This window comes from Streptomyces sp. NPDC056169, from assembly GCF_042268445.1.
In the GTDB taxonomy this organism is placed as follows: Bacteria; Actinomycetota; Actinomycetes; order Streptomycetales; family Streptomycetaceae; genus Streptomyces.
In genome coordinates, this window is record NZ_JBHJUO010000009.1 from 261818 (window position 1) to 278410 (window position 16593).

Annotated in this window: 12 protein-coding genes; 6 read left to right on the forward strand and 6 right to left on the reverse strand. The window is 71.0% G+C overall.

What is annotated here, in order from left to right; translation table 11 throughout:
* The first annotated feature begins 90 nt into the window (after positions 1-90).
* The 5 genes from ACFC0G_RS17070 (at position 91) to ACFC0G_RS17090 (ending at position 7210) form a co-directional block, all read left to right on the forward strand.
* On the forward strand, positions 91-1233 hold the full coding sequence (locus tag ACFC0G_RS17070; RefSeq protein ID WP_376403825.1) for a mandelate racemase/muconate lactonizing enzyme family protein: 1143 nt from the start codon (positions 91-93) through the stop codon (positions 1231-1233).
* A 59-nt stretch (positions 1234-1292) separates the two neighbouring features.
* Positions 1293-3446, forward strand: a complete 2154-nt coding sequence (locus ACFC0G_RS17075) for a DUF6351 family protein (RefSeq protein ID WP_376403827.1) — start codon at positions 1293-1295, stop codon at positions 3444-3446.
* A 297-nt stretch (positions 3447-3743) separates the two neighbouring features.
* Positions 3744-4934: an alpha/beta fold hydrolase gene (locus ACFC0G_RS17080; protein WP_376403829.1), complete on the forward strand. Its 1191-nt coding sequence runs from the start codon at positions 3744-3746 to the stop codon at positions 4932-4934.
* Between the two features lie 477 nt (positions 4935-5411).
* Positions 5412-6629, forward strand: a complete 1218-nt coding sequence (locus tag ACFC0G_RS17085; protein ID WP_376403936.1) for a type III PLP-dependent enzyme — start codon at positions 5412-5414, stop codon at positions 6627-6629.
* Positions 6626-7210, forward strand: a complete 585-nt coding sequence (locus tag ACFC0G_RS17090) for a GNAT family N-acetyltransferase (protein ID WP_376403831.1) — start codon at positions 6626-6628, stop codon at positions 7208-7210. The genes ACFC0G_RS17085 and ACFC0G_RS17090 overlap by 4 nt, the downstream gene beginning before the upstream one ends.
* Positions 7211-7272: 62 nt before the next feature.
* On the opposite strand, the gene ACFC0G_RS17095 is transcribed toward ACFC0G_RS17090, so the two are convergent.
* Both ACFC0G_RS17095 and ACFC0G_RS17100 read right to left on the reverse strand, forming a co-directional pair.
* Positions 7273-8613 carry a glutamine synthetase family protein gene (locus ACFC0G_RS17095; protein ID WP_376403833.1) on the reverse strand — a complete coding sequence of 447 codons (1341 nt, stop codon included), beginning with the start codon at positions 8611-8613 and terminating at the stop codon, positions 7273-7275.
* A gap of 226 nt (positions 8614-8839) precedes the next feature.
* Positions 8840-9874 (reverse strand): 3-oxoacyl-ACP synthase III family protein, encoded by a 1035-nt coding sequence (locus ACFC0G_RS17100; protein ID WP_376403835.1) that lies wholly within the window; start codon positions 9872-9874, stop codon positions 8840-8842.
* A 284-nt stretch (positions 9875-10158) separates the two neighbouring features.
* Here ACFC0G_RS17100 and ACFC0G_RS17105 point away from each other — a divergent pair, with 284 nt between their 5' ends.
* On the forward strand, positions 10159-11250 hold the full coding sequence (locus ACFC0G_RS17105) for an alpha/beta fold hydrolase (RefSeq protein WP_376403837.1): 1092 nt from the start codon (positions 10159-10161) through the stop codon (positions 11248-11250).
* A gap of 54 nt (positions 11251-11304) precedes the next feature.
* Here the strand turns inward: ACFC0G_RS17105 and ACFC0G_RS17110 are convergent, their stop codons facing one another.
* Genes ACFC0G_RS17110 through ACFC0G_RS17125 form a run of 4 tightly spaced genes read right to left on the reverse strand, consistent with a single transcriptional unit; the run spans position 11305 to position 16526 of the window.
* Complete coding sequence (locus ACFC0G_RS17110; RefSeq protein WP_376403839.1) at positions 11305-12096, reverse strand: ABC transporter ATP-binding protein; 792 nt, start codon at positions 12094-12096, stop codon at positions 11305-11307.
* Complete coding sequence (locus tag ACFC0G_RS17115; RefSeq protein ID WP_376403841.1) at positions 12093-13958, reverse strand: dipeptide/oligopeptide/nickel ABC transporter permease/ATP-binding protein; 1866 nt, start codon at positions 13956-13958, stop codon at positions 12093-12095. Before ACFC0G_RS17115 ends, ACFC0G_RS17110 begins: the two co-directional genes overlap by 4 nt.
* Positions 13959-13960: 2 nt before the next feature.
* Positions 13961-14929 (reverse strand): ABC transporter permease, encoded by a 969-nt coding sequence (locus tag ACFC0G_RS17120; protein ID WP_376403843.1) that lies wholly within the window; start codon positions 14927-14929, stop codon positions 13961-13963.
* Positions 14930-14942: 13 nt separating this feature from the next.
* Entirely contained in the window at positions 14943-16526 is a 1584-nt protein-coding gene (locus ACFC0G_RS17125) for an ABC transporter substrate-binding protein (RefSeq protein ID WP_376403845.1), read from the reverse strand.
* Between the last annotated feature and the right edge of the window lie 67 nt (positions 16527-16593).

A 16593-nucleotide genomic window follows, 5' to 3' on the forward strand; every position in this document is an offset into this window, starting at 1 on the left:
AAGGGTCTTGCGCTGGGGCTCGACTGCCCCCAATGATGCGTTCCCGAGAATGATGCTGACGTTGCGGGAACGTTTTCATAGAGGAGCGGAATGAAGATCACCGGCCTGGAAGTGCTGACCCTCCCCGACCACGGCGACAGCATGATGCTGGTCGTGGTCGACACCGACGAGGGCATCCACGGTCTGGGCGAGGTCGGCATCAGATCGCGGCAGCGGGCGGTCGCGGGGGGCCTGGAGCATCTCGCGGAGCTGATCGTCGGCGAGGATCCGCGGCGGATCGAGCATCTGTGGCAAGTGATGTTCCGGCGGGGCTTCTTTCCCGCCGACCGCATCCTCGGGGCCGCCATCGCGGCGGTCGACGTGGCCCTGTGGGACATCCGCGGCAAGGCGCTCGGCGTACCGGTCCATGAACTTCTCGGCGGCCGGGTACGTGATCACGTACCCGCCTATGTGCACGTCGGCGACGGCTACCACGACCGCGAGTGGTTCCTGGACCGCTGCCGCGAGTTGGTCGCCGAGGGCTGGCGCCATCTGCGGTTCGCCTCGCCGCACGACGCGGACGACACCCTCGATGCCCGCCGCTGCCTGCGGGACTCGGTGGACCTCTTCCACCAGGTGCGGGACGCGGTCGGCGACGAGGTGGAGCTGATCCTCGACGTCCACACGCGGCTTGATCCGCCGGAGGCGCTGACGCTGTGCCGGGAGATCGAGGCGGCCCGCCCGTACTTCGTCGAGGACCCGTTGCGCTGCGAGAACCCGGACAGCTACCGGATGCTGCGGGCGCGTACCGGCGTACCGCTGGCGGCAGGCGAACAGTACGGCTCCAAATGGGAGTTCAGGACCCTGATCGAGGGCGACCTGATCGACTACGCCCGCGTGGACGTCGGGGTGGCCGCGGGCCTGACCGAGGCGAAGAAGATCGCGGCGATGGCGGAGACCCATCACATCAAGCTGGCCACCCACAATCCGCTCGGGCCGGTGACCGCCGCCTCGTCGCTCCAGCTCAATCTGGCCTGCCCGAATGTGGCGATCCAGGAGCACCAGACCGATCCGGATCCGGAGATCGCCGCGCTGTTCACCGCGCGGCCGACGATCGTTCCGGGTCGGGTGGAGATGAGCGAACTCCCGGGCATCGGCGTCGACATCGACCGGGAGGCCGCACGCCGCTACCAGGCCACCGCGGCCGAGCGGCCTCATCTGCGCGCGGCGGACGGGGCGTTCACCAACTGGTGACCTGCCGCGTCCGGACATCGAGTACGCAATCCCACTCAGGAAGTGAGGCGAATTCCATCGTGACTTTCACCGCAGCCACGAGGAGACCGGCCCGGCTGGGCCTTGCCGGTCTGGCGATCATGGGCGTACTGGTCGGCGCGGCGGCGACGCCGGCCAGCAGCCTGGACGGCGGGCAGCTCCAGGTGACGGCCCTGTCGTCACGGCCCGGCACGGTGTCGGGCGACGACGCCCTGATACGCGTCGAGGTGCCCGCGTCGACACCGGCCGGCACGGTACGGGTCGAGGTGGGCGGCCGGGATGTGACCTCGGCCTTCCGGCCCTCCGGCGACAACGCGCTGACGGGCGTGGTCAAGGAGCTGTCCCAAGGTGACAACCTCCTCACGGCGAGCGCCCCGGGGGCGGAATCCGGGCAACTGACCCTGAAGAACCACCCGGTCACCGGCCCGATCTTCTCCGGACCGCACGAACAGCCGTTCGTCTGTGACACCGCCGAGTTCAAGACGATCACCGGCGTCACCCTCGGGCCGCCGCTCGACCAGGACTGCTCGATCAAGACCCGCGTCGACTACATGTACCGCACCACGGCCGGCAAGTTCGTCCCCCTGCCCGACCCGGCCGTACGCCCCGCCGACCTCGCGACCGCCACGACGAGTACCGGCGTGAAGGTCCCGTACATCGTCCGCGTCGAGACCGGCACCATCAACCGCGCCATCTACGAGACGGCCGTACTGCACGATCCGCAGTCCCCCGACCCCGACCCGCTGCAGCGCGGTCCGGGCTGGAACGGGCGGCTGGTGTACGGCTTCGGCGGGGGCTGTGCGGGCGGCTGGTACGTCCAGGGCCGCAACACCGTCGGCATCATGAACGACGCGTATCTGAGCAAGGGGTACGGCGTCGCGTCGTCCTCCCTCAACGTCTTCGGCAACAACTGCAACGACGTCCTGGCCGCCGAGACCATGAGCATGGTCAAGGAACACTTCGTGGAGACGTACGGCGAACCGGCCTTCACCATCGGCAACGGCTGCTCCGGCGGCTCGTACCAGACCCATCAGATCGCCGACAACTACCCGGGGCTGCTCGACGGAATCCTCTCCGGCTGCAGCTTCCCCGACGTCGGCTTCGGGACGGTCCAGACGCTCAGCGACGCGCAGCTCCTGAACCACTACTTCACTCAGGTCGCGCCCGACGCGTTCACCCAGGAGCAGCAGCGGGCGGTCTCCGGGTTCGGGAAGTGGGAGAGCATCGGCAGCCTGGCCAGGGCGGCCGGACGGATCGACCCGACGGTGTACTGCCCGGCCCAGCTGCCCGCGGCACAGCGTTACGACCCCGCGACCAACCCGGGCGGTGCGCGCTGTGACGTCTACAGCCACACCGTGAACGTGTACGGCAAGGACCCGGAGACCGGGAAGGCGCGCAGGCCGCTGGACAACACGGGGATCCAGTACGGGCTCCAGGCCCTGAACGACGGCACCATCGACATGGACCAGTTCATCGACCTGAACCGGCGTATCGGCGGACTCGACTCCGACGCCAAGCCAGTCGCCGCGCGTACCGCCGCCGATCTCGCGGCGGTGCGGCTCGCCTATCGCACGGGCCGGTTGCTCAACGGCGGTGGCGGGCTCGCGAACGTGCCGATCATCGACTACCGCGACTACGTGGACGATGCGGCGACCGGTGACATGCACATGCGTTTCCACTCGTTCTCCACCCGGGCACGACTGGACAAGGCCAACGGCACCCACGCCAACCAGGTCATGCTGACCCGCTCCAGCGGCCACGGGTTCACGCTCGCCGGGATGGTGTCCGACATGGACCGGTGGCTGACCGCCATCAAGGGGGACGCGGGGGACGGCGCCCCCATCGACAAGATTGTCCGGAATCGGCCGACGGGCCTCACGGATGCCTGCTGGACGCGTGGCATCGGCGCGCAGAAGATCGAGGAGCCGCAGGTCGAGGGCATCGGCAATACGGCGTGCAACACGCTCTACCCGGTGTGGACCTCGCCTCGGATGGTCGCCGGCGCCGATGTGGCCAACGACATCGTGAAGTGCCGCAAGCGTCCCGTGACCCCCGATGACTACCAAACACCGGTGACTGACGTGCAGTTGAGCGCACTGAAGGTGATCTTCCCGTACGGCGTCTGCGACTGGTCCGTTCCCGGGGCGGGGCAGCAGGGGCTTGTCGGAACATGGCTCTCCTTCGGCACGGGCTGACCGGAACCGACAGGGACAGGACCCCCGGCCCGCCGCCCCCCAACGAGGGCCGCGCCGGGGGTCTACTCGTCGGGCCGCGGCGCGACCCAGTCCGTCCCGGCCGCCAAGGGCATCTGAAAGAACGTCAACGTGTGGTCGCAAAGGGGTGATTACCGCATAAAAGGAGTTCAGAGCAAAACGCGACACTCAGGTATATCTACACGGTCGACCGCCCGACCTCGGATAGGTAGTGGATCTTCCCTCTTCCCTGACCGAGGAGCCCTCGTGCTTTGTCGTCGCGCCCTGGGCGGGCGTGCCGTGGCAGCCTTCACCGCCGCAGCCTCCGCCGTACTCACCTTCACCGTGCCCTCCGGCGAGGCGGCCGCCGCCGCAGACCAGCCGCGTACCCTGCGTCCGACGAGCCGGCCCGCCGCGAACGGCGACGCGATCAGCTCGGAGCCGGCCGTGTTCTACCTGGACCCGCTCAAGGCGATCAAGGTCAAGGCGAGCGTGCACCGCATCATGTACCGCACCACCGACCGCACCGGGAGGGCCATCGCCGTCACCGGCACCGTGCTGAGCCCCACGACTCCCCGCGCCGGCCAGCGCCCGATCATCGCCTTCGCCCCCGGCACCCAGGGCCTGGCCGACAAGTGCGCCCCCTCCCGGCAGCTCGCCGAAGGCACCGAGTACGAGGCGCTGCCCATCAAGAAGCTCCTCGACCAGGGCTATGCCGTGGTGGTGACCGACTACCAGGGGCTCGGCACACCCGGAGTCCACACCTACCTGGACCGCGAGGCGCAGGGCCGCGCGGTCCTGGATTCGGTCCGGGCGGCCCAGCGTCTGGACGCCGTGGATCTGCCGGACGCCGGTCCGGTCGCGCTCTACGGTTACTCCCAGGGTGGCGCCGCGGCAGCATCCGCAGCCGAGCTGGCCCCCACCTACGCGCCCGAGCTGAAGATCAGGGGCGCGGTCGTCGGCGCTCCGCCCGCGGACATGAACAAGGTGGCCGCGAGCATGGACGGCTCCGCCTATGGGGCGTTCTTCAACTACGCGCTCTCGGGGCTGGCCACCTCGTACGGCATCGACATCGGCCCGTATCTCACCGCCCACGGCAAGCGCGTGACGAACGACCTGCGGGACAACCTGTGCACGACGCAGGCCCTCGCCAAATACCCCTTCCTCAACTCGCGTTTCCTGACCGTCGACGGGCGCCCTCTGACCGAGCGCCTCGGACGCGTCCCGTGGGACACGATCGTGGCCGAGCAGCAGCTCGGCAAGCGCAGGCCGGCCGTGCCCGTCCTGCTCTCCCACAGCGCCCTGGACGACGTCATCCCCCAGCAGGTCGCCAAGACCCTTGCCGCCGACTGGTGCCGCCTGGGTACGACGGTGAAGTTCTCCGGCAACATCGTCCCCGGCCACATCGCCGCGACCGAAGCCACCAGCGCCGACGGACTGCCCTGGCTCGCGGACCGCTTCGTCAACAGGACCGCACCCACCACCTGCTGAACCCGGCGTCATCCCCCTCTGCCCCGACCCCGGCCACGATCCGCCGGACAGGCCCTAGCCTCCGCAGAGGGGGATCGGCCCCCGAAGTCCTCGATCCGGGATGAGGATGCCCGCGCGTCCGCTGTCAGGCATCGAGGACGGTCACGCAAAGGCCGCTGAGTTCACAGGCCATCTGAAAGTCGTCGACTTTGGCGGTACCGGGCCTCGCTCGCACCGTCTCGCGCAGATACCACGCTCTCCATGACGCGGTGGCGCAGGGAGCGCGGCGAGGTGAAAAGCCGGGGCAGGCGTCATAACCGACCTTCGCCCGTCTCGTTTCCCCTGTGGATGCCGGCAAGCCCCTGGCATCGATCAGACCATCGGATTGGAAGTTCACACGTGAGGCCTCAGGCCACCGACACGCGTCATATCGCCGAGCAGCGCCGGACGGCCGACCGTAGCAGCACCGGCCACCGCACCCTGACCGCGTCGGCCCCAGTGCACGAGCCCCCCGCCCGCCACCCCGGCCGGCACGACCGTCCCGGCCTGCGCGCCGCCCTCGCCGCCGCCACCGAGGACGTCATCATCTACGACCTGGACGGCATCGGCCGCCAGTACACCGCGCTGCGCGCCGAACTACCCGGCGTCGCCATCCGGTTCGCGATGAAGGCCTGCCCCGTGGAGGAGGTGCTCGACCACCTCGCCCGCCTCGGTTCCGGCTTCGACGCGGCCAGCCCGCAGGAGATCACCCAGGCGCTGCGCACCGGGGTGGCCCCCGAAGCGGTCCACTACGGCAACACCGTCAAGTCCGACCGCAACATCGCCGAGGCCTACCGGCTGGGCGTGCGCGACTTCGCCACCGACAGCGTGGAGGACGTCGCCGCAATCGCCGAACACGCCCCTGAGTCGCGGGTGTTCTGCCGGATCGCGACGACCGGCGACGGCGCGTTATGGGGCCTGAGCCACAAGTTCGGCTGTTCACCCGAGGATGCCCTGCGGGTGCTCGTTGCCGCCCGGGCCGCCGGGCTGGTGCCCTCCGGTCTGTCTGTGCACGTCGGCTCCCAGCAGATGACAGCCGAGGCCTGGGGCGAGGCGATCGAGACACTGGCCGCCTTACTGGAGCGGCTCAACCGGCACGGCGTCGTTCCGGACCGGGTCAACCTCGGTGGTGGGCTGCCCGCCCTGGGTGTCCTCGACCGGCGCGGCCGGCCACTGGAACCGCCGCTGGACAAGATGTTCACGGTGATCCGCGAAGGCATGGAACGGCTGCGCGCCGTCAATGCCGCTCCGCTGAACTTCCTGCTGGAGCCCGGCCGCCACCTGGTCGCCGACCACGGCGCGATCCGTGCCCACGTCGCCCGGCTCACGTCCCGCCATCGGCTCGACGGCACCCGTGAGGACTGGCTCTACCTCAGCTGCGGTAAGTTCAACGGCCTTTACGAGATGGACCAGTTGCAGTACCGGCTGGAGTTCCCGGCCCGCCCCGACGGGCAGTTCGTCAACGCCGTGGTGGCCGGTCCGACCTGCGACAGCGACGACGCGTACGCACAGGACGGCATGGTGCGCGTCCCGCGCACGATCGCGTCCGGCGACCCGGTCTGGGTCCACTCCTGCGGTGCGTACGCCGCCGCCTACGCCACCCAGGGGTTCAACGGCTTCTCGCCGCTGCCGTACACCTGCATCGGCGGCACGGCTCCGGAAGGAGACGGCGCATGACCGACACCCGGATCCGGCTGCTACAGGAGGGCGACTGGGACGAGTTGGTGGCGTTGGAGGAACGCACCTACGCGGCGAGCGGCCTGTCCGAGGGAGAGGTGGCGCTGCGCTCCCGGCACCGTGCCTCGCCCTCGACCTGCTTCGTGTTGGAGCACGCGGGCGGCTTCGGCGGCTACCTGCTCGCCCTGCCGTACCCGCTCTTCCGCTGCCCTGACCTGAGCCTGGCCGAGGAAGGCGCGGTGCAGGGGAGCAACCTGCACCTCCACGACCTCGTGATCGCCGAGCGGGCGCGCGGTCGGGGTCTGGCTCGCCGGATGCAGGAGCGCCTGGAAGAGACCGGACGGGCAGCTTCGTACCAGACGCTCTCTCTGGTCGCCGTGAACGGATCGCCCGTGCTGTGGACCACGCTGGGCTACCGCACCCAGCCCGGGATCGGGCTGCCCGCGAGCTACGGCACCGAGGCGGTCTACATGGTGAAGCCCGTGGAGATCGCTGTCACGAGCCGCGTCTCGGGTCCTCTCCCAGAGCAGAAGCGGGCTGACGCGGATGGTTCCGTCCCCGGCGTGGTCCGCCGATCCTGACCGGCCACCGGGGCGCTGTCCTTCCTCTCCGGGTTCCCCTGGGCCGTCGCGTGATCCGCGCGTCAGTACCGCCAGCGCGCCGCCTCGATGACGTACGCGTCGGTACGCGTCGCGAACAGCTCTGCCTCCGCCCGCCGGACGGCAAGCACGGCTTCGTACAGTTCGGCGCCGAGTGCCTGTCGAAGCAGAGTGGACTTCTCGTACGCGTCGGTCGTCTCCGGCAGGCTCGCCGGGAGGCGTTCGACGCTGCCGAGGGCTGCGGGGTCGCTCCGGGTCTCGGGAGGCAGGGGCAGGCCTGCGTCGAGACCGGCGAGTCCGGCGGCCAGCACGCCACCGATCACCAGATACGGGTTGGCGGTGGCGTCGAAGCACTTGAACTCGGCGTTGGCCTGCCCGGCGGTGGAGCCGGCGATCAGACGCAGCGCCGCCTCACGGTTCTCCAGGCCCCAGCAGCGGTAGGCCCCGGCAAAGCGGGAGGGGACCAGGCGCAGGTAGGAGGCGGCGCTGGGCGCGCCGAGGGCGAGGAGAGCGGGCAACTCGGTCAGTACGCCCGCGAAGAAGTGCTCGGCGTCAGGGTGCAGCCCGTGGCGGCCGGGGCCGCCGTGTCCGAGGTTTCGGTCCTGTCGCCAGAGGCTGAGGTGCAGGTGGCCGCCGTTGCCGATCTCACCCTCGGTGAAGACAGGCGCGTACGAGACACGGAGACCGTGCCGGGCGGATACGGCCCGGATGGTGTGGCGCACCAGCATCGTGGTGTCGGCCGCCTCGACCGGCCCCTCAGCGGCGACCGAGACCTCGAACTGGCCGGCGGCGTACTCGGGGTGGAGCTGCAGCACGTCCAGTCCTTGCCTGGTGAGGGCGCGCAGCACCTCCCGCAGGTAGTCGGAGTGCTCGATGAAGCGGGTCATCCCATATCCGGGCCCGACCGTTGCGGGGTTTCCGGCGGCATCGGCCACCACCCACTCGATCTCGATCCCGGCGCGCACCGAGAGCCCGCGCCGCTCGACGGCCTCGGTGGCCCGGCGGGCGAAGCCGCGCTGGCAGCCGGGGTGCGGGGTGCCGTCCTGGGTGTACCGGTCGGCCGGGGCCCAGGCCCAGCCGGGCTGTGCGGCGAGCGGGGTGAGCCGGTCGAGGTCGGGGACGAGCCGCAGGTCGCCCATCGGGCCGGCACTCGAAGGCGCGGTGGTGAAGGAGTCGTCCACCAGGGAGACGTCGAAGCAGGGTAGGGCGCCGACGCCGTACTGGGCGGCGTGTTCGAGCTGGGCGAGCGGGACGGATTTCACCCTGGTGAGCCCGGCGTTGTCGACCCAGCCGAACACCACCCCGTCGATTCCGTCGGTAGCGAGCTGAGCTTCGGCTGCCCGGGCCTGTGCGGCCCGTTCGGCCCGGGATCGTGTGGTGGTCATGCCACCCATGCTGATGCTCGCGACAGCGGGTGCCTCAGGAATTGCCGAGAGTTCACTCGTCCGTGAACGGACAGAGCAGAGACGAGCCACGGGACGGAAAACGACCGTGGAACACAGCGCCTTCCCTGTGCCCAGGGGTTCGCATTCCGGAGGCTCGCGTCGGCCGGGATCGACGGGGTTCGAGGTTCGGCAATCCACCTCGGGGCATATCAGTTCCGTGGATCGGTCAGGCGTGCCGGAGGCAGAGGGTTCCCCACTGGAAGCCTGCGCCGATCCCGGACAACACGTAGGTGTCTCCCGGGAGGAGGGAGCCCTCGGCGACGGTGGTGTGCAGTGCGGTGAACAGGCCTGCCGATCCGGTGTTGCCCAGTCGGTCGATGGTGATGGGTGCCCGCTCGCGGGGAACGCCCAGGGCGGCCATGGCCTCCGTGAGGATGTTCACGTTGGCCTGGTGCAGGAAGAAGTACCGGAGCTGGTCGATCGGCACGCCGGCGCGGTCGGCGGCGCTGGTGATGCTCTCGGGCAGGCGGGTGGTCGCGGCGTTCCAGACGGCGCGGCCGTCCATGGACAAGTAGTGGTCTCCGGCGGCGACGGTGGCGCTGCTGGCGGGCAGCCGGGAGCCTCCGGCGGGGATCTGGACATCGTAGGAAAGCTGGGAGCCCAGGCTGTAGGAGAGCAGGCCCGCTCCAGGGGTGTCGGCACGGGTGAGGACGACGGCCGCGGCGGCGTCCCCGAAGAAGACACCGGTGGTGCGGTCGGTGGGATCGGTGATCCTGGAAGCGCAGTCGGCCGCGAGGAGCAGGACGGTGCTGACGGAGGGGTTCTGCAGGAGGTGGGCGGCGATCAGCATGGCCTGGACGCCGGAGGCGCAGGCGGCTTGGGTGACGTCCAGGGACAGAGCGCGGTGGGCACCGAGGGCGTCTTTGACGATCAGTGCGGTCGACACGAGCGGCTGGTCCCCCGTGTAGGTGGCGACGATGACCGCGTCCAGTTGTGCGGGCTCGATGCCGGCGGCGTCCAGAGCCGGGTGGGCGGCCGCGATACACATGTCGGAGGTCGCCAGATGTGGCTCCAGACGGCGGCGCTCGCGGATACCGGTACGGCTGGTGATCCATTCGTCGCTGGTGTCCAGGGTGCGGGTGAGCTCCTGATTGGTGACGACCGTCGGTGGCAGGTGCATCCCTGTTCCGGCGACGGCGAACGGCACGGGCAGGCCGGCACCGGTCTGGTGGAACAGTGTCCGATCCAGGGCGACGGTCACTCCGCGGCGCTCCTCTCGGGCACGTTCGGGGCACCTCGAAGAATTCCCATATTCCGTCCTCGATATCGATTTGCGAATGCCCGGAACTGCCGGGTCCTTCGCAGGGCAATGCCGCCGCAGCATCTCACGGGACGCGGATCTGAAGTTCACCTTTTAATCAATAAGAGTGCACAAAGATACGACTGCTTGACGTCGCATTACTGGAAAGGCTTCGCCGTGCTCCGAGTGGGCGCGGGGCGGATACTGGCCGTGATCGATTCTCGAATACCTGCGCGGAGGGGCCGATGCGACGGGACCGGCGGGACGGACGAGTTGCGGATTCCCTGCTCGCGCTGTTGAGCCGGGACTGGATCGGGGTGCCGGCCGCGGTGCTGATGGCGGGGGCGGGCGCAGGGCTGGCCGGAGCGGGGGCGGGGTGGGCGACGGTGCTCGGCGCCCTGGTCATGGCGGTCGGTGTGCTGCTGGCGGTGGGAGCCGTTCGTCACCTGGTCCTGATGGCCCGCGAGCGGCGGGAGAACCCGCCGCCGGGGCGGCTGGTCGATGTGGGCGGCCACAGGATGCACCTCCTCGCCGAAGGAGAGGCCGGGAGCGGGCCGACGGTGGTCTGGATACCCGGCGGGCACGCCCCCGGAGAGGACTTCCGGGAACTGCACACGATGCTGTCGGCCGGAGCCCGGTCGGTGCTGGTCGACCGGTTCGGTTCGGGCTGGAGCGATGTCGGGACCTTCCCGAGAACGACGGCGGGTGAGGCGGAGGAGCTTTGGGCAGCCCTGGAGGGAGCAAGGGAGCAGGCGCCCTTCGTGCTCGTCGGGCATTCCTTCGGAGGGTTGCTGGTCGCGAACGCGGCCAGGCGTCGGCCGGATCTGGTGGCCGGTCTCGTCCTGCTCGATCCGACGCCCCCGGAGGTCGTCGCCTTCGCGCCGCGCAGTCGGCAGCTCGCGCGGATACGTCGCGGCTTCCTGCTGACGGCGGTGCGGGATCTGTTCGGTGCCCGTCGCGGCACCGGGAGCCGTGCCGGGCAGAGCTGCGCCGCAGCGTCGATTTTCGCCGAGCTGTCGCCGTCCGGGCTCGCGAGAGTCGGCTGGGAGACAGTGGTGTACGACGGGGATCTCGGGGACCTCCCGCTGGTGCTGGTGATACCCCGGGATCTCATCGGCGGTGAGACGGTGCTGGCCGGCGCCGGGGACGCTGCCGAGGCCGAGCGGATCAGCCGCTTCTACCTCCGGAGCAGGGTCCGGTATCTGGCGACGTCGACGTCCTCACGACTGGTGCACACACCGGAGGGAACGGGCCACGACTTTCCGCACGAGGTTCCCTCGTTCGTGGTCGGCGTGGTCGGGGACCTGGTGCGGGAACTCCGCGCCACCGCCCCCTGACCATCCCGGCGGAGTCGGGCCCGACCGGGCGTCGGCGGGAGGAGGAATCCAGGTTCACGACGGCCTCTCCTCGCGCGGGGAGGTGCGCAGGGACGGCACGGAGGCGAGCAGCGTTCGGGTGTACGGGTGCCCCGGTGTGCGCAGGATCGTCTCGGTCGGGGCGGTCTCGACGATCCGGCCGTGCCGCATGACCGCCACGATGTCGGAAACGTGGCAGACCGCCGGCAGGTTGTGGCCGATGAACAGCATGGACAGTCCGAGCCGTCGCTGCAGTTCGCGGATCGTGTTGAGGACGGAGGCCTGCACCGAGACGTCGAGCGCCGAGGTGATCTCGTCGGCGATCAGCAGGCCGGGGTCGACGGCCAGGGCGCGGGCGAGGGAGACCCGCTGGCGCTGGCCGCCGGACAGCTGCCGCGGCAGGCGATCGGCGAGCCGTGGGTCCAAGCCGACGAGGCCGAGCAGTTCGGTGACGCGCTCAGCGGCGGCGGCCCTGTCGAGTCGGCGGAAGACCGTGGCGGCTTCGACGAGAGTCTGGCGAACCGTCATCCGGGGGTCGAGCGCGGTGTCCGGGTCCTGGAGGACGACCTGGACGAGGCGGCCGAGCCGACGCCGGTCGCGGACGGTGCGGGTGCGGACCTCCTGGCCGTCGATGAGGACCCGGCCACCCTGCACGGGGACGAGGCCGACGATCGCGCCGGCCAGGCTGGATTTCCCGGAGCCGGACTCCCCCACCAGACCGAGCGTCGTACCGGACGGAATCTCCAGCGAGACACCGTCCACGGCGGCCGGGGAGTCGCGGGGGCCGGGGTGGCGGACGGTGAGGTCGGTCACCTGAAGGGTGGTCATGACGCGGTCACCGTCTCCAGGATCCCTGCCACCGGGGCCGGATGCCAGCAGGCGACCCTGTGGTCGGCATCAAGGTCCTCCAGTGGTGGAGCCTGCTCGGCGCAGCGGTCCTGGCGTCGCGCGCAGCGGGGCTCGAACGGGCATCCTGGCGCGAGTGCGAGCGGGTCGGGCGGTGCGCCCTCGATCGTCGGCAGCGGTCGGCCTCGGTCGGCGCCGAGGTTCGGCACCGAGGCGACCAGGGCCTGGGTGTAGGGGTGCTGGGCGCCGTCGGCGAGGCGGTCGACGGGCAGGGCCTCGACGATGGTGCCCGCGTACATCACCAGCACCCGTTCGCAGAACTCGCCCACGAGCGCGATGTCGTGGCTGATGAACAGGATCGCGGCGGAGGTGTCCCGCCGGACGTCCGTGAGCAGCCGGGTGATCTGGCGCTGCACCGTGACGTCGAGCGCGGTGGTCGGTTCGTCGGCGATGATCAGCCCCGGTCGCACCATCAGCCCGGCTGCGACCATCACGCGCTGACGCTGGCCGCCGGAGAGCTGGTACGGACGTGAGCGCAGCAGTGCCGGGGGCAGGGCGACCCGGCGCAGGGCGTCGGCGGCCTCCGCAGCGGCCTGTGCCCGGCTCGTTCCGCGGTGGGCCCGGACGGCCTCGGTGAGCTGGGTGCCGATCCGCAGGGACGGGTTGAGCGCCGAGGCCGGGTTCTGGAAGATCACCGACAGGCCCGTCGCAAGGTGCCGGTCCCGCTCCTTCACCGTCAGGGCTGCGAGGTCGGCTCCGAGCAGGCGGAGCGTGCGCCGGGACACCCGGGCACCGTACGGGAGCAGGTCGGCGACGGCTAGCGCGGTGAGCGACTTGCCCGACCCCGACTCGCCGACGAGTCCGACGATCTCTCCCGGCCGGAGCGAGAGGCTCACACCGCGTACCGGCCGGATCGTGCCGTACGGGGTGGGGAGTTCGACGGAGAGGTCTTCGACCTGGAGGACCAGGCCGTCCTCGGCGGGGCCGCTCGGGGTGGGTGTCCGCACGGGTGTGCGCGGCGCCGGGCCGCGGCGCGCGACGTTCCCGGCCAGGACCTCGCCGAGCAGCTGGAAGGTCAGGGCCGCGTAGAGAACGGCCAGGCCCGGGGCGAGAGCGGGCAGCGGCTCTGCGTAGATCCGGTCGAGCCCCTGGCTGAGCAGCTGCCCCCAGTCGTAGCCGGGCGGTTGGACGCCCAGACCGAGGAAACTCAGCCCGGAGAGCGCGACCAGGGCGGTGCCCGCCGCCGTGGTGGTGCTCAGGAGCAGCGGCTCGGCAATGTTGGGCAGGACATGCCGCCACAACAGCCGGTGGCGGCGCAGGCCGAGGACCCGGGCCGCGGCCAGGTGGTCGGTTCCCGCGACGCCTGCGGCGAGGGTCTGGGCGAGCCGGGCGAAGCCGGGGACGCCCGCCGCCGCGAGGGCCAGTACCGCCCCGGCGGCGCCCGCGCCGAACACGACCGCGAGGAACATCGCGACGAGGAGCGCCGGGAAGGCGAGCAGAAGGTTGATGAGCCCGGCGGTCAGCCGACGGCCGCGCCGGCCGAGGACGGCGGTGCAGGCCCCGAGGAGGACTCCGGCGGTCGCACTGAGCAGTGCCGCCGCCAGCGCGAGCAGCAGGGAGGGCCGGGCGGCCGTCAGGACTCGGGCGAGCAGGTCCCGGCCGAGGTTGTCCGTGCCGATCGGGTGTTCCGCGGAGGGGCCCTGGAGCACGGCCGAGGGGTCGGGGCGGTGTGCTGCCGCCCCCCAGACCAGCGGGCCGAACAGTGCGAGCGCGACGAGCGACACCAGCATGGCCGCGGTGACCCAGGCCATGGGCGAGCGCCGGAGGCCGGATGGAACGCTCATGATCACATCTCCCGGATCGCCGAACGAGGGTCGAGCAAGGCGAGCAGCATGTCGACCAGGAGGCCTGTGAGCAGCACGGTGGTGCCCAGCACCAGCACCATGGCCTGTACCACCGGGTAGTCCTGTGCGGCCACGGACTGGGCCATGGCGGAGCCGATGCCGGGCCATGCGAAGACCTTCTCGACCAGCACGGTGCCGGCGATCAGGCCGGGCAGCAGGCTCCCGGCGACGGTGAGTGCGGCGGAGGCCATGTTCGGTGCCGCGTGCCGGAGGTAGCGGCGTGCGGAAGACAGCCGTTTGCTCCGGGCGGTGCGCAGGTAGTCCTCGTTCAGCACCTTCAGCGCTTCCACCCGGACGATGCGGAGCAGGACGGCGGTGGGGGCGAGGGAGAGCGCGAGGACGGGCAGGACGAAGGACCCGAAGCCCGCCGCACCGGCCACCGGGAGCAGGTTGAGGCCGACGGCCAGCAGCGCGGTGAGTCCGGCGGCGAGGACGAAGTCCGGCACTCCGGTCAGACCGGCGGTGACCGCGACGAACACCAGCTCGGTACGCGGACGGCGGCCGTCGCGGGTGCGGAGTGCCGCCAGCAGGCCGCCGGGCAGGGCGACGGCGAGAGTGACCAGGAAGGCGAGGCCGGCGATCTCCAGGGTGGCCGGCAACCGGGTGCGCACCAGCTCCGCGACCGGTGCCCCGGTGACCAGCGAGGTACCGAGGTCGCCGTGCAGGAGGCCGCCGAGGTAGTGCTGGTACTGGGACAGGAAGGGCGTGTCGAGTCCGAGGGCGTGCCTGCGGGCGGCCACCAGGTCGGGGGCGGCGTCGACACCGAGCGCGGCCCGGACCGGATCGCCGGGGATGAGGCGGATCATCGCGAACGACGCGGTGATCACGACCCCGAGGGAGAGGAACAGCCGGAGGCCGCGGCGGCCGAGGAACACCGTCCAGGGATGACGCAGCAGCTGGGGTACGGACATGGTGGGCCCCAGGTCACTGGTGGAGGCGGATGCTGGTGGGAACGAGCTGGCCGCCGAAGGTGGTGGCGAAGGTGGTGCGGTAGCCGTACACGCTGCTTCGGCCTTCGGCGATCGGCAGCGCGTCGGCCGAGCGGAAGAGCGCGGCGGCGGCCCGGTTCCAGGTGCCGCATCCGGTCGTGTCGGTCTCCCGGAGGGCCTGGGCGACCAGGGCGTCGTACTCGGGATTGGTCACCCCCGCGAAGTTGAGGCCCTGGGCGGGCGTGGAACCGGAGAAGAAGGGGATGAAACCGGCCGGCAAGGCGAAACCCGGGGTGCTGCCGACGACCACGTCGAAGTCAGCGCTCTGGTACATGGCGTTGACGAGGGCGGGCAGGCTCTCGTTGACCAGGTGGACCTCGGCGCCGAGCGCCGTCCACTCCCGGGCCATCAGCTCGGCGACGGAGGCCAGGGTCGGGCCGAGGTCGGGGCTGGTGATCAGGCGGAGCCGGAGCGACCGGCCGTCCTTGGTCAGCGGGCCGTCGGCGGAGCGGGTCCAGCCGGCGGAGCGCAGGGCCTCGACGGCGTTCCGCGCGGGCAGGTTGGCGTCGGCGAGGTCGGCGTGGCAGAGGGCGCCTTCGGCGCCGAAGTCGGTGGCGGGGATGCCGGTGCCGCCGACGGCGACGTTGGCAAGGCCCCGGCGGTCGAGGCCGGAGACCAGGGCACGGCGCAGCGCCGGGTCGGCGAGGACCCGGCCGGGGCGCTGGTTGAAGAAGGTCAGCCCGACTACGGTCGCCACGTCGGCCGTGGCAAGACCGCGGCCGGTGAGCCGGGCCCGGTCGGGCCCGCTCACGCGCGCGATGTCGACGCCCCCGGTGAGCAGCAGGTTCGCCGCCGTGGAGGTCTGGGGCACCACCGAGATGACGATGTGCGCGGGGAGACCGGGTTCCTTGGTCGTCGCCCCGGCGGGTCCCCAGGAGTAGTCGTCGCGGACGGTGAACTCGTACGGCCCGCCCGGGGTGTAGCGGGTCAGTACGTAGGGGCCGGTGCCCTGGGTGGTGCGGTCCAGTGAATCGGGCCGGTCGAGGCCGGCGGGGCAGACGATCGGCAGCAGGCCGAGAGTGCGGGTGAGGAACGGGAAGGGAGCGGCGGCGGTCGCCGACACCGTGCCGGTCCCGTCGTCGGCGCGCGCGGTGAACGGGACGTCAGGGAGGACGGTCCGGGCACCGGCCAGCTGGTTGGCCGGGTCTCCCGCGTAGGTGAGCGCCCGGGCCACCGCCGAGGCGGTGAGGGGGGTGCCGTCGGAGCAGGTGATGCCCGGGCGGAGGGTGAAGGTGGCCGTGGTGGCCGTGGCCTGCCAGGAGGAGGCCAGGCCGGTGACCAGGGTGCCGTCGGGAGCGAGGTTGACCAGGGAGTCGTAGGCGTAGCGGGCCTGGGAGGCGCCGAAGGTCGAGTACGGGTCAAAACTCGGCGTCTCGCTCGCATCGGCGATCCGGACGGTGCCGTGGTCCACCAGGGGGGTGGTCGTCGAGGAGATGGTGCCACCACCACAGCCGGTCAGCGCGACGGCCGAGGCCGTCAGGGCGGCCGCGAGGACGACCGTAGGGGTGCGTCGAAGCATGGCGTCATGCTGCCACCCGGGCTTGGCGGTGGTAAGTCAACCAAAGAGTGAGGCGCGGGTGTTCGAA